Here is a 15,574-nt window from a genome sequence, read left to right on the forward strand (position 1 = left end):
AATTATTAATGAACTTCGCGGTTCAGACGGTTAAGAAATTAAATTTTATAAGCGCTCAACATTTGTTTGAAAAAGAAATCGTTTATGAGGTGTTTAAACGAAGAGGTTCTGCTTATGTCTAATAATAAACAGTTCCGTTATATGGCTGGATTAGACGGGCTTAGAGCTTTAGCAGTTTTATCGGTCATTGCTTATCACTTAAATTTTTCTTGGGCTTCTGGTGGATTCCTAGGAGTAACAGTATTCTTTGTACTTTCAGGTTATTTGATTACTGATTTATTAATTGCCGAGTGGAGTACAAATCAAAGGATCGACTTAAAAAGTTTTTGGTACCGCCGCGCAAAAAGACTTTTACCAGGAATGTTCACCTTACTACTAATCGTCATTGCATTTGTTTCATTATTCAAATCATCAATGATCGGAAATTTAAAACAAGATTCAGTAGCTGCAATATTTTATTACAGTAATTGGTGGTATATTTTCCATCATCTTTCGTATTTTGAGTCTTTTGCCAATCCATCAATATTAAATCATTTTTGGTCGTTAGCAGTTGAAGAGCAATTTTATATTATTTGGCCAATCCTTACTTTATTAGGCTTAAAATATATTAAAAATAAAGATCGTCTATTTTTGTATACATTAGTTGGTGCAATCGTTTCTGCATTACTGATGGCGATATTATTCCATCCGGGTAGTGATCCTAGTAGGGTCTATTACGGTACTGATACGAGAGCTTTTTCATTATTAATAGGAGCTTCATTAGCATTAGTATGGCCAAGCCGAAAACTTACAAATAACGTTACAACCTCTGGAAAGATTTTAATTGATCTAGTTGGGATTACTGGTTTACTAATTTTTCTACTTATGGTCGGTAAAACAAATCAATATGATAGTTTCCTTTATCGCGGAGGAATGTTCCTATTGTCTATTTCCGCTGCAATGCTAATTGCAGCACTCGCTCACCCTACAAGTAAGATTGGTAGATTCCTAGCAATGAGACCATTGAAATGGATCGGATTACGTTCATATGGAATCTATTTATGGCAGTACCCTGTAATTATTTTATTTTCCCCTAAGGTTAACACTGGCGATATTTCACTTTTTAGAGCGTTTTGTCAAATTACTTTAATATTTGTTCTTGCAGCACTATCCTATCACTATATTGAAGACCCAATTAGAAAAGGTAAACTAGGTATACTTTGGAAGAACTTCCTCGCAGGAAATATTAATTTAAAAGAATTCTTTTATAAACATATTGTGATTATAAGCACGTTTATTTTACTATCTGGTATCGCAAGCTTTGGGCTATCTGTGCTCCCTGATGCTAAAGGTGTAAAAGCAAGCTCAGAAATTGAATCGGTTCAATCCGTATCAAAGCAGTCATCTGAAACTGTTGTTGAAAACGATACTAAAGAACCTCCTTCAACAGCTATAGTTGATCACGATAAACAGGTAACTAAGCCAATTCAGAAAAATGAAGATGAAAAAGCAGTAAATAATGAAGAAAAAACAGTAAATAAAGATGAAAAGCCGGTTACTGACAATACAAATAAGCAAAATAATAATGGTCAAACTAATGAAGATCCTAAACCAGGTGTAAATAACAATCAAACTCCAAATAATAATAATAATGTTAATACTAATAAACCTGCTGAAACGAATAAGCCGGTTGTTTCAAACAATAGTGTATTTATCATCGGAGATTCTGTTGTTATTAATTCAATTCCTGAACTCAAAAAAACATATTCATCTCTTTCGGTAAATGCTAAAATTGGAAGACAATTTACTGAAGCATCTGCAATTATTCACCAAGCAAAAAATACAAATTCGCTTGGTAATATTGTTGTCATAGAGCTAGGTACAAACGGTCCGTTTACCGTAAAACAAATGTCTTCTCTCATAGAGTTAATTGGAAAAGATCGAAAAATTTTATTTGTTAACACGCGAGTACCAAGACCTTGGGAATCGATTGTTAATAAAACTTTAGGAGAAGTATCAAGTAAATATTCTAATACTAGAGTTGTAGATTGGCATAGTGCTAGCGCAAATCATAATTCATATTTTTCTCCAGATGGCGTTCATTTAAAACCAGATGGTGCAAAAGTATTTGCGTCATTACTAATAAATGCAATTGAATCTTGGAAGTAACACATGACGAAAGGCCACAAGGTAAATTCCTTGTGGCTTTGTGTCTTTACTAGGTTGTTATCATAGTCCTTATGAACAAAAAACATGGCTTCATGTACAAAATAACTACTTTGTATAAAAGGTCGTATTTAGATTGGTACTCTAAGAATGGAGCAGTTCTCCTTATTCATTATCGAATTTTTTAGTATTATATATTAAAACAAGCCCAATTATGAGAATAATGATATATGAAAGTAAAGCATACTGTTCCGAAACAAATGGTAAAATAAATTTAAAATGAAATTTACTGCTGCTGAACCAAGGCACAATTCCCCTTATTAAACCTTGGACACTAATAATAAAAAAGATAATACCTAATAATCTTAAAGATGTATTAATAATGGTTCACTCCTACAGTTTACTAATTTGAGTATGACTTCATTATAATAATGTATCAAATAAGCTCTTTAAAACAAAGAAAAACCACAAGGTAACACATCCTTGTGGCTTTGTATTGTGAAATCACTTAATCTTGCACACTAGTTAAAGCTCTTTTTTAATTCTTCTAACGTTAATTTACCTACTTTTTCAACTGGGTTAATAGATGTAGGGAAATATGGGTTTGTTGTCATGAAGTTCTTTTCAACATAGTTGAAGTCTAGTATATCAACTACTCCATCTTTATTTAGATCTTCCTTCAACTTATCGCCAGTTTCCTGAGCTTTATATGCAATAAGCTTTGCATCATAAATGTCGATTACATTATCTCCATTAATGTCTCCTGCCGCTGCAGTATCAGTATAAGCGAAATAGTCTATACCTTGGACTTTTCCATCTATTAATTTACCTAATTTAATTTTTCTACTATATTGATAGTGTCCTGGAATGTTAACTACGAATGTATAATCATCCTCAGTTGCCGGAATATCAAAGATCGTCATATAGCCATTTTCCGAAATATCCGCTTTATATTGTTTACCGTTTTTATCCACAACATATGCTTTCACACCTAACTTCGAATAATCTAAATCGTAGTTATAAAAGTTAACTGCCTCACCGTGGAAATACCCTTCTAAAACTGAATGTTGGGCGATGAATTTAAAGCGATTAGCATATGTCGGTAACGTAACCTTATTACCTTCATTTGTTTGATATGTTGACTCTTGATAATAAAAGCCACTCTCCCTCATATAGTTAAGGTCGCTCACAACCTTTAAATTAATGTCTAATAAATCAATATTCCCATTAATTTTTACTGGTAAATTCGTCTTTTTATCCTTAATATCAATTGAAAATGTTGTAATACTTGACCAAGTATCCTCTGTTATTTGTGGTTTTCCAATACGAATACTCCAATTATTTTTCTTCATTAACTCATCTAATTGTTTCGATTGCTTTACACTCATAACTTTGTAATAGTTTGGAATATTGATTGTCGCATTGGCACTTGTTAAGTCCTTTGCATTGTGGACAGTAAATGTACTTGTAAACTCTGAGCCTAGCGTAACTTCTTTAGACGCTGTATTAATTGTTGAATATCGATCACCTTTATTAATAATCGTAAAATCTGGGAAAATCGGATTTCCTGCTGAAGCATAATCATGAGTATAAATTGCTATGTTTGTAGGATAATTTGCATACTCTTCTGGTAATACACCAAATTTGAAGTCACCATTTTTAGTTGGGAAAAATTGCGCTGTCGGCCATGAAGAATCCTGATAAGCATAAACTGTATTTGCTTCTTGAGTTAGATCATGCCCTCTACTCTTTAAATAGTCAATTGTATCGTCGTATACATTCCCGTGGACCCAGTAAGCTTTGTAGTCTTTACCATCCAATGGGTTTGTTTCGGTTGTTAAATCTGCATCGGAAATTTCATTAATGCCTGTCTTTTTATCAAAAACTACTTTTGGAGGTGTATTATCAATTACCATATCATTGTCTACTTTATAGGTTTTTCCATCTGCATCTGTACCAATATACGAAACTATATATTTACCCTCATTTAATGTTTCATACTCAAGTGATAATGGCTTATTTGGGTCACCTGTAAATAATTTTACATCACCTGAAAAGCCGTACATGATTAAGTAGTCTGTATCAACATTTGCACCTTCTGAATCGAAAGTACCGTAGAGGCCAATTGGTTTTCCTGATAGATCGCTAACAACAACATCAATTTTTTTCATTTCACTGTTTAATCTTAACGTGACTGGTGTAAAAGGTAGTATTTCAGGATGGAAGTTACTTAGGTCACTTGTAATTGCATTCTTATAGAAATCAACCTTTGCAAAGCCACTTGTCGTATACCTCACGTGGAATGGAATTTGGTACTCCTGTGTTTTTGATTCATTTTCTACATAAATATATCCTTCATATATGCCAAGCTCAGCAGATTTTGGTATTGTTACTTTGGCGTCTAGATTGACACTCTCATTCCCATTAACAGTTACTTTAGAAGGCAATTCGAGTTTTACTCCATTTTTACTAGCATCCTTTGAAACATCATCGATCGTTAAAAATTCTACTCTTGTATGATATGTCTCATTATTTTTACTTAAATTTTTAATACTAATTGATGTTGTTCGATTTTGTTCCTCGCTTGTTTGTGTAATACTTCCAAAAGGTATTGAACCTGAGACATCATCAATTTGCTTTCTAAATCCATTTTCATCTAATGTGTACGTTTTATTTTGTACTTCTACTAAAGTCGTGTTATGAACTGCCTCATAAGCATCTACTCGTCCAGCTCCAACTTCGTTTACATTATACGTTCTTCCTTTTAATGGATCTGCTGTATTCATAAGTGCCGCTTTTACATCGGCAACAGTATATTCCGGATGGGATTGTAGTAATAATGCTGCAACACCCGCTACATGCGGTGTAGCCATTGAAGTTCCATCCATGCTCGCATAACTAGTTGAATAATCCGTTTCTTTCCCTGGATTATTAATATATTCTGGTACAGTTGAGAAAATAGAAACCCCTGGTGCCACAACATCTGGTTTAATATCAAAATTATTACTTACAGGTCCTCTGGAACTAAAATCTGCTAATACGTCACCAGATGTCATATTTGACTGTAAATCCGTCATTTTTAATTTAACATCCGAATTCTTATTGAGTTCATCAACAATACTTTTCCCTTCCTCTTGACTCATTTTAAAGGTTGGTACATATCCAAAGTTTTCTCCTAAGAAGAAAGGAATCTCATCTTCAATATTGTTATAAATTAGCACTGTTACCGCCCCTTTTTCATGAGCACGACGGATTTTTTCATCAAAAGATAAAGTACCACGTGATATTAGCGCCACTTTCCCACTTACGTCTTTATTTGTATAATCCTCTTCGGCACCTATTCCTACATCTACTACATTCAATTCTTTATCCATAATACTTAAATAATCTTTACCTAAACCATGAGCCATTAACTCATTTGAAACTGAAACATTCCCAATACTCATCTGCACAGTTGGTATATCTGTAGGAACATCGCTTGCTCCAACAGTAATAGCTAACGGTGATGAACCAGGAGAACCTAATGACCCTGGCGTAGGACCTGCGTTACCTCCAGCTACAACGGGAACTACTCCTTGCAAGGCTGCATTATTAATCGCTACTGCTGTAGCATCTAAAGAATAATTATTACTGTTTCCTAAAGAAAGATTAATCACATCCATGCCATCTTCTACAGCCTTTTCTATACCAGCAATAATCCACGAATCATACCCTGAACCATAATGCCCTAAAACACGGTATGCATATAAATCAACATTTGGTGCAACGCCAGTCATCGCATAATCAACGTTATTTCGTGGGTTTGATGCAATCGTACCTGCAACATGCGTTCCATGTTCAGTAACAAATGGACGACCATCAATTTCTGCCGGCTCACCAGAAGCAGCAAGATCTGCAGGTGTAGACTCCATTGGATCCGAGTCATTATTTACAAAGTCATAACCACCTTTATAAACATCCTTTAAATCCGGATGATTGTAATCAATACCCGTATCAAGAACTCCTACTTTAATCCCCTGTCCTTTTATATCCTCGTTATGTAAACGATCTACACCCATAAGGGGTAAAGCTGGCGGAACGCTTTTGTTTTCTGTATAAGCGTTAACAGAAAGCTCATTGATTGGTACACTAACTTTGTTATCCTTCCACACTCGTTTCACAACACCTGTTTGAAGAAGTAAATTAATTTGATCTGTCGGAATGGTCATTGCCACTCCATTAAATACATTTTCAAATGATTGTTTAATATGGAATTGGTTTGTTTTCTCCTTAGCTTGCTGAGTTACTTCCACTTTTTCGTTTTTCTTACTCCATAATTCTGTTAATCGCTTTTTAAAGAACTCTTGTTCACCTTTAATTTTTTCTTTCTTACCTTTAGAAATCTCTTTTACTTTTCCATTTTGATCATTTTCAACTGGTGAAGTTTTTAGTTCAACAATTATATTTGCAGTTTTATCTTTTAAAGATAATAAACTAGGGTCGATCACAAAGCCTTCTTGAGGAGTTAAACGCTTAATCGACTGTCTTTGCTCATCTGTCAGCCCCTTTAAGATTGATTCTACAGAGTTCGACGTTGCATAAGATTTTTTTTGAGGCATTAAATAAGATGTAAAAAAGCTTGTAGTTAATACACTTGTTACCATTACATTTAGCATTTTCTTATTTCTAATCTTCATTTCGATGCGCTCCTTCTACTAGATTAAGTTAAATTAAGTAAAAAATAGTTACTGCATGAAAAATGATTAAATTAACTAACTCTAATTCATTCCTCCAATTAAAAAAATGATGTAAAATTGGAATTAGAATAATTAGATAAATCTAATAATTTAATTGTAATTTAGCTATTTTTCGTGGTAAATGGGGGTTATTTCAGTCCAAATTTTTATTTATAATCCTTATTTCGACATTAATCATCATAATTAAATTTTCTTTTTAGAATTAAAGTCATATATTTTACTAAATTTATTGATTTATTGATTGTGTTTGGAAAGAAAGTCATTAAAATTCAATAGAAATTTTTATTATTAACTTGGGGGAATTGATGGTTTTCTACTGCTCAAACTATTAATAAAAAGGTTTAAAAGGGAGAAATTTGTTATGTATGAGGGGAAAATCATAAAATATTATCGAGAAAAATCTCAGATGACACAAGAACAATTAGGGAAAGGAATTTGTTCTAGTACACATATTAGTAAAATAGAAAGATCTCAAACAGAATATGCAAATGAAATTATTGCCCTACTATCGGTTCGACTTGGAATAAAAATCGAAAATGAGATTTTAAAATTAAAAAATATTAAGTTGCGTATAAATAGTTGGCAGCAGTCTATTGTAATGCAACTATTTGACGAAATAGAAGAAATCAACTTAGAACTTGAACAAGAAGAGTTAATTCAAATTTCAAATTATGTTAATCAATATAAATTACTTCGCATCAGATATTTATTAATGAGTAATTTAATGAATGAAGCAAAAGCGCTCATTAATGAAATAAAAAAAATAAAGCACAAATTGTCTCCTTATGAAATAAATCTTTTTAGACATGTGCAAGGAATTTATCACTTAACGAACCATGAACCCTTACTTGCCATTCAAGTTTTACAGAAAATTAATATTGAAGAATATGCAAACGAGGAATATTATTACCATTTAGCTTCGGCTTACCATTCTAACGATTTACCAGTTATGGCTTACTTTTATGCTGATAAAGCCCGTCAGTATTTCAAAAGTATTAATTCCTATCTTCGTGTAATCGACTCCGAAATGCTTATGCTAATACAAGTTAAAGATAATGAAGAATTTTCAGAGACGATTAAAAGATTTGAAAACTTAATCCAAAGCTGTGAAATTTGTAGATCATCAGACCGAAAAGCAAGGGTATATCATAATTTAGCGTTTGAATATTACCGAAGAAAAAATTATGAGTTAGCAAAAAAATACTATTTTGAGTCTATGAAATTGAAGGATTCCAACTCTATACCCTATTTACTTTCCCTAGAAGGATATATACGAAGTTCCTATTACGGAGAACTAATACCTAAAGGTGAATTATTGCAGTATGTAGGTAAAGGGTTTAATATTGCTTCCAAAAAAAATGACAAACTTTTTATCAATTTATTCATCTTATTAGACTTTTTAATCTTAGAAAAAGAACAAGAATATCACCAATATTTGGCGGATCATTCATTACCATTATTTAAAAAACTAGGATTCGCTTATTTAATCAATCATTCGGAAAAAGAATTGTTTAACTATTATTTTAAACGCAAACAAACCCGTAAAGCACTAGGCATGGCAAATACTTTAATCAATCAGTAATAGTAATTAGTAGATAGTAAAAGGCATGTCTCATACGAATGGAACATGCCTTTTTGTTATTATTATTTTTTTGCTGGCATCGCTTCTTCAAGTGCAAGATGATTCGTGTATAAATAAGTAGCGTATTCTTTTCCAACGTATCGAATATGCCATGGTTCATAGTGATATTTTGTTATATCTACTTTATCTTCTGGGTAACGAATAATAAAGCCGTATTCATGTGCATGCTCTGCTAGCCATGTTCCTTCAGGCGTTTTGGCAAAACCTACTTCTAAAGCATTACCAAATGCCGGTGATGAAACATCCATCGTTAGTCCAGTTTGATGTTCACTCGTTCCTGGATATGCACTGTATGCCTTAGTCCATGCCTCACCGTGTACAGAAATATAATTATTGTATAAAGCAACTTGTCGATCATACGAACGGTATCCAGAAATTGCTGTTAATGTATAACCATCTGCAGCTGCACCAGAAAATAACTTCTCTAATGCATGTCCAGCTTCACTTCTCATTCTAGTTTTTTCTTTTACTGCCCCATTTAATGGTATTGATGGATAGATAAGATCGTTAGGTTCATAACCATCTGGTAATTTTCGATCTTTATTAACTAAGACTAAATTTGAATCAACGTTTAACACTTCTAATAATCCAGATTCATCTTCTTTTGTAGTTTTATAATAATCTGGAAAATTTAGTACATTATCATTTTTTACAATGTCATTTTTAACTTTATCATTCTTTTTAATAACAATCGTTTTAGGTTCTTTGTTTTGTTCATAAAGAGTACCTGCAACTCCAGCTACTAAAACTAAGGAAATGGCGATCCCTAAAATTGGTTTTTTTCTACGATTTTTCATAACTCTGGACAATTGTTTTCTCCTCCATTATTTCTATACTTTTTATCGCTTTTTTAATTGGTTGTTGTCGTAAGTATTTGATAGATGATTAATAAAGTTATTTTTATTCTAGTATCGTCACGAATTCTTTTAATCAAACTACTAATAATCAACGTTTAAGATTAAACAAAAGCTAACACGAAAAATAGTTAAATTTTGTTTTACTAAAATTAGACGATTTAATTATACAAAAAGTTTTATAATCTGACATTTTTTTTAATTATATGTTATGTTAATAAATAGTATTTATAACAATTCTAAAGTTTTTTTAATATAATTTTAACCAGTAAACATAAAGCATAATTTTTAGAAGGGTTTTCACTAAAAAAACTAAATACATCTAAGAATCTATATGCTGGAGAATAAAATAAAAAACCTTCTATTCGGAAGGTTTTTTTATATTTAAATAACAACTAAATTAATTATACTATATAAATTTAATTCAAAAGTACTATTCATTCTAATTTCCGAGACTTTTGTATGTCGAATAAATGTCGATTAATTATTTAACCCATGCCTCCATTGGGTTTGGTGGATTCAATTTTCTTAATTACTCCGTCAAATAAATATGTTATAAACTAGAACAAAAAAACAAGAATACCCAGAAAGTATTCTTGTTTTTAGTTTTTAACTTATTAAGTTTTATTAACTATGCAAATTTCCTTTTAACCAAGGTCTATTCCGATAATGACCTATTGGAATTTGAATTAAACTTGTTTTTCCTATTTCGTCTAATTGGTATAGCTCATCGCATAATTTTACATTATATCCAAGTAGTGGGTGCCCCCCTAATCCTAATGCTGATGCGGCTATTAGTAAACGCTGAATCATCATGCCAGCTTCCATCTGTTGAATCCGATAGCCTCTATAACTATGTGTCGATTTTATATGTTCCTTATTCCCCACTACATGTATACAGATTGGCACTTGGAATAAATTAACGGTGGGGGCACTCATTCCATATTGGAGCTGCATTCGTTGATCGCCTAATTTAGTTTGTACTAGCATATGGGTATGATCATCATAATAATAGGCACCATTGTTAATCCCTTCAACATTATACAAACATAAATATAATTTTGGCCGGTTATTGTTAGTTTCAAAGGATCCATCTAAATCATTTAAATATGAGAAGGATGCTGTCGCCTCTTTAAGTAGTGTTGCTAGGTTTATTTGACTAATAGGGCGTAAAACAAAGTCAAGTTCAGGTGAAAACCGTTCTTTACATATGGTGGCTAAATCATAGGATAGACGCTCCACCTTAGGTAATATTATTCGATGCCGTTCATCTAAAGCATCAACGGTTTCGTCAACTTTTCTAAATGTTTGAGTCGATTCGATCATCGATACTTTATTCATTTTAATTAGCATCGGGAACTCTCTAATCTTTTTCGATTTTACTAAATATTTATGTGAAACTGCTTGTAACTCTTTACTTAGATCGGTTGAATTGTAATTTTTACTTTTTACGTTATGATTTGAAAACAAGGCAGATTCTTCAATAGAAAGCGGAATTACACCGTATACGCTTTCCTCTCGTTCGTGTATGCCGATTAAATGGTTGATTGCTTGATCTAGAAACTGGTAATATACTCCCGCTTTAAACCCAAAGCGTTTAGCCATCTCTAAAATCTGTCCAATTAACACACCGCAATCTAATCCTTGAAGCCGATAAGAAAAATTATTGTACTTAAAGAAATTTTTCCAAAACATTGTTGAAATAAAAATAGTACCAAAACACTTTGGAAGATCACATCTATTTCCTAAAGCTCTTGATACATAAGAATCAAAATTTCCTTCTCTTAATAAAACTAAGCAATGTCTAGCTACATCATAGTGATAAATTCCTGAAGAGACTTGATCGGACTTAAGATATAAATACAACTCATTCGGATACAATCCTCCACCAGAGGGAACGAATCTTCGGTTTGAAGACATCATATTAACAAAATCGTTAGAACCAGAAGTAATTGCTGTTTGAGCAACTTGGGTTAATCCATATACATACCATAGAAAATACCCTACTTCATCTAAATTGGGCTCAAATGCGTCCCCTTTCTCTTTTAAGGATAATGGAACGTTAAGAGAAAGTGGAATAGTAGGTAAATCTTTATAAAGCTTATAATTTAGTGGCGCATCCTCCCAATCTACTTCCCAACCCGATTGATTTGCCTTCTCAACATCAAAATGAAGATTGTGTAAAAATGTCTGTAAACTCATCCAATGACCTCCTAGAACACCACCTATGGGAACGGATGCGGATATGGATTGAGCTGCTCCGGTTTTAGCGGCTTCTTCGTGTAGCCCAATTTAACTGGAACTTTTAACACTCGATCAAGTCCATTCAATCGTTTTAGATGATTGCCGAATGTCATAGGCAGCATCCCTGGAATTAAGACTTTTACACAAGATAATCCATTTCTTTTGATTTCAGGTGTAGTTTGATCGACTACAATCACATCAAGATTTAATTGTTTAAATACTTGTAGAATATCCTTTAAATCATTCGTCAAATCCAGATGGTTTGTATTCCATTTAAATTCTTCCTCAAAAGTCTTTAATGGACGGTTATCATCTAGTAAAAACTTCAGACGCTCCTCTGCTTGAGGTAAACCATATAACATTCCATGATCATCCATTTGTTTAACGAGAGTATTGTCTAATAGCATTTTCATATTTTTAGCATAATTTTCTTCAAACTTTTTATCTAATGTTAACATCATCCCAGCTAACTCATGCACTGCGCTTTTAACCGCCCGAACCGGATCAAGATGAGCACCTGCTGCACAAATGAGATTTAAACCATTTTCTTTTCGATTTTTTGCAATGGCAACAATACTTGGAATTCCATTCTCCATCGTCGAATTAAATAAATGAAGATCGTATCCGCCAACCAAACGCATGCGTTCAATCATTAATTCCAGTTCTTGATCCTTTGCCGATTTTGGATCAAGTCGAGGAAGAGGCAACTGAGCATACCAAGTCATTAAAAATGAATCCCGTTCAACAATTTCCAAAATACCGTAGAATATAGCTTCTTCTAAGCTACCTCCTAATGCGCATCCATTGGAAGTTTCATACACATAACCGTGACCGCATCCTAGACTATAGTATGAAAGCAACTCTGGTACAAGAATCGGCTCTTCCTTCATAAATGAATAGCCCCATACCCAATCAATCTTACGTTTAGGATTAAACCTCTTAAATGGAAAACGTGGCAGAGCATATTGCTCTTTCGAATGAGTACCAACAATTTCGGGATTCACTGCATAATCTTTTACATTGTTATAACTATCATGTACTACCGTTCTTTTTCCTCGTGGAGTGAGGCCACAATACCTTTCTAACCCTTCCAAAATGGCCGTTAATTCACTAGATTCATATGAAAGCGTACGCCCCGCTGTTCCCTCATCCCCTTGTAGTAACGGTAAGTTTACGACTACATCTGCAAATGGCGTGGTTAGATCATATGCCTTTCCATTTAAAAAACCTGTCTTTTGACCTAAATAGTCATTAACTAACACTTTCTTTAATTCATCCATTGAGCGACTACGATAGCTAGTTGGAGAAACTTTCATACTAGGCTCAAGTGAGATAATAGCAGAATCAGAAGTATCATCTTCTAATTCACCACAAATTGGACATAAAGGATTCGGTAAAAAAAAGTGATTAGAGCTTTTGAATGTTTTCATGTTTAGTAAAAAAATACGTTCCTCTAGACGAGTTTCTTTACCGTTTATAAATTTTTCTACTTCGGCCGCAATTAAGTAAGCCATTTGTAAAAGTCCCGTTCTTGTACCCCATACATCATCCGATACTCCACTACCTTCTAATAACTGATGATCTATTTCTAGCATTTCTCTGCGCTCTCTACCAGCCATTAAACGTCTAAAATCGGCACACTTTATACATCCCTTCTGCTCTGGATGTACTAAAGGTCCGATTACACCCTCCCCAAATGATACACAAGCACGTAGCCATGGAACTGTTCCGATCCTTAAAATTTCATCTGCTTTTTCATAAATCTTAGGGTTCCATGCGTCATCTAAAATAAGTATTAAACTAGTATCCTCAGAAACCTTTGACTCTAAATCTTTCTGTTGAACGATCTTATATTTATTTATAAGAATTTCGGATGTGTACTTACTTAATAATCCCTCTCCAAAAATGGTAACCGTTGAATTCAAATCGAGCTCACCTCTCTTAACAAGACACCATAAACCCCCGCTAGTTCATCTACATTAATCGATTCAAGCATAAACTCCAATGTTAGTAATTCCATATGATTCTGTTTTAAGATATCTATAGCCGAGACTAATAAATCAGTATGTTGAGCACGATTAGATTGATGAATAATGATTTCGGGTATTTGCTTTTCTTCCACTAAAACTGATGAACTCTGGGTAGCATTTGATGCAAGTAGTGGGGTTTTATTTTGTGATTCCTTAAGAACTTGTTTTAGTGCATCCTGTAAGGCCATTGTTATATTTAAACCAACACTTCTATACCAGCCTTTTTCTGTACCAATCCAGACTACTGGAAATCCACAAATCTCTTTTCCTAATGCTATTTTTGGAGATTCATTTATTGTATTTAATGTTTGTAAATAAAATTGAGCACAATCATCTTCAATTTTTATCGCTTTAATTTCTTGAATATGATTTTTATGATCGCCTGTTTGTTTATAAAGCTCTTCAGACAAATATTTTTGTAGTGCTCTACAAATACTTTCTGAAAAGGTTTGACCAGTAGCGATTGCGATGTATTCCCCAGGTTCAAAACACTCTACAACATCAGAATCAGAATTCATAATAAGTTGTCTGGCTATTTGAGATACATACATTTCAACTCCAGTAAGCCCCGCCTCTCTTCGTGCTTCTTCATGAGTTAATTCAGTACAAATCGTACTCGTTAATAGTTTTACTGGGCCTTCTGTAAGAGGATCTACTACTTGTATCCGACATTGAGCTAATGGAAGTTGATTTAATTCGCCCTCATCCCAAACGTGAAATAATCCAGTTTCTTGTGAATTGAACTGCCCTAAGTTAGTTAATAACTTACTTTGATCTCCTCTAGGTTTGTTTTGCTCTAACTTTTCATCAAAATTATGAACTATTTTAGCTTTCGCTTTTCCAGTCACTAGTGGATGAGGAGAGAATGAGTGCCAACTGCCCTCTAGCGTCTCTTGGTTAATAATATAAACCTGATTATTCTTTTCTGTTTCGCGTGACTTTGTAATATCCTTAAATAACTCGAACACCATTATATTTGCCAACATTGCTGATGTAATCGAAGACACTGTTTGGTTGGTTCCTTCTTCACAGAGTATGTTTTGATGCACACTTCTCCACGCCGACTCGAAGCAAGCTTCAGAATTTGATGTCACTAGTGGTCCGGCCATACAGATCTTTTGCGAAGAAATTGCTGGGATAAATCTCTTTTTCTCTCTTTTGCAAATGTCATTGAGCATTTTCAGCTCATAAACACGATCATCTTCTGATACGTATAAAATCGAGTCAAAAGTAGAAACAATCTCTTGTAACGAAAGCTTCTCTCTCTTCATTAATTCAACTTCGACTTCACGATCGGTCTTCCGTGCGTTGTCTACAATTTCTTTTATTCGTTTTTTATCAGTATTTTCCGTATTCGTTATTAAAAGATGGAATTTCGCTAACCCCGACTCTAATAATGCTGAAACTAGCGAAGTGACAATTGTTCCAGAACCAATTGCCAATACCTTGGATTGGCGATAGGTTTGAAAACGATATGAACCAGACTCTCCAAAGCAATTTAAAAACTCAATTTGACTTGCATACTTAGTTAAAATATCTTCTGATAATTGATGTGGATGATCCATACTTACATCCCGTGCAAAGCCATTATTATATAAAATCTCACCTATTTCATATACTCTTTCTCGGTATTGGTCAGGCAAACCATTTGTTAAAATTTCTAATGAGTGTTCACCGTTAAACATAGGAAGTAACTTTTCAATCCACTGGTAAACAGATGTACCTTCCATTCGAAATGAACTTAAGTTATTCCTAAAATAAACACCTCCATTCGAATCAGGTACAAAAAAAGTATCTCTATTAACCTTTAGACGTGCAAATGGACTCAATTTTGACATCCTTTTCAACCCCTTCGATACAGTGAGTTGTTCTTTGAATAGCATAAATACTTTCTTCATAATCCTATGTAATTTATGTATTCCT

The 15,574-nt window shown here is 33.5% G+C and carries 7 protein-coding genes; 2 read left to right on the forward strand and 5 right to left on the reverse strand.

Going from position 1 to position 15,574, the window contains the following annotated elements:
- Nucleotides 1-114: 114 nt before the first annotated feature.
- A complete protein-coding gene (locus ABEY15_RS04385) occupies nt 115-2,148 on the forward strand; it encodes an acyltransferase family protein (RefSeq protein WP_429888683.1) in 2,034 nt (677 codons plus the stop codon).
- Nucleotides 2,149-2,666: 518 nt separating this feature from the next.
- Here ABEY15_RS04385 and ABEY15_RS04390 read toward each other — a convergent pair.
- Complete coding sequence (locus ABEY15_RS04390) at nt 2,667-6,821, reverse strand: S8 family serine peptidase (RefSeq protein ID WP_429888684.1); 4,155 nt, start codon at nt 6,819-6,821, stop codon at nt 2,667-2,669.
- Between the two features lie 421 nt (nt 6,822-7,242).
- Between ABEY15_RS04390 and ABEY15_RS04395 the strand changes: the two genes are divergently transcribed.
- Nucleotides 7,243-8,463: a helix-turn-helix domain-containing protein gene (locus ABEY15_RS04395; protein ID WP_429888685.1), complete on the forward strand. Its 1,221-nt coding sequence runs from the start codon at nt 7,243-7,245 to the stop codon at nt 8,461-8,463.
- Between the two features lie 62 nt (nt 8,464-8,525).
- On the opposite strand, the gene ABEY15_RS04400 is transcribed toward ABEY15_RS04395, so the two are convergent.
- From ABEY15_RS04400 to ABEY15_RS04415, 4 genes are all read right to left on the reverse strand, one after another.
- Nucleotides 8,526-9,332 (reverse strand): M15 family metallopeptidase, encoded by an 807-nt coding sequence (locus tag ABEY15_RS04400; protein WP_429888686.1) that lies wholly within the window; start codon nt 9,330-9,332, stop codon nt 8,526-8,528.
- Between the two features lie 672 nt (nt 9,333-10,004).
- A complete protein-coding gene (locus ABEY15_RS04405) occupies nt 10,005-11,579 on the reverse strand; it encodes a SagB family peptide dehydrogenase (RefSeq protein ID WP_429888688.1) in 1,575 nt (524 codons plus the stop codon).
- Nucleotides 11,580-11,602: 23 nt separating this feature from the next.
- Nucleotides 11,603-13,546, reverse strand: coding sequence for a TOMM precursor leader peptide-binding protein (locus tag ABEY15_RS04410; RefSeq protein ID WP_429888689.1), 1,944 nt, complete (start codon nt 13,544-13,546; stop codon nt 11,603-11,605).
- On the reverse strand, nt 13,543-15,489 hold the full coding sequence (locus ABEY15_RS04415; RefSeq protein ID WP_429888690.1) for a putative thiazole-containing bacteriocin maturation protein: 1,947 nt from the start codon (nt 15,487-15,489) through the stop codon (nt 13,543-13,545). The genes ABEY15_RS04410 and ABEY15_RS04415 overlap by 4 nt, the downstream gene beginning before the upstream one ends.
- Nucleotides 15,490-15,574: the final 85 nt, after the last annotated feature.

Origin of the sequence: Gottfriedia acidiceleris (genome assembly GCF_050457485.1) — a bacterium.
In the GTDB taxonomy this organism is placed as follows: Bacteria; Bacillota; Bacilli; order Bacillales; family Bacillaceae_G; genus Gottfriedia; species Gottfriedia acidiceleris_D.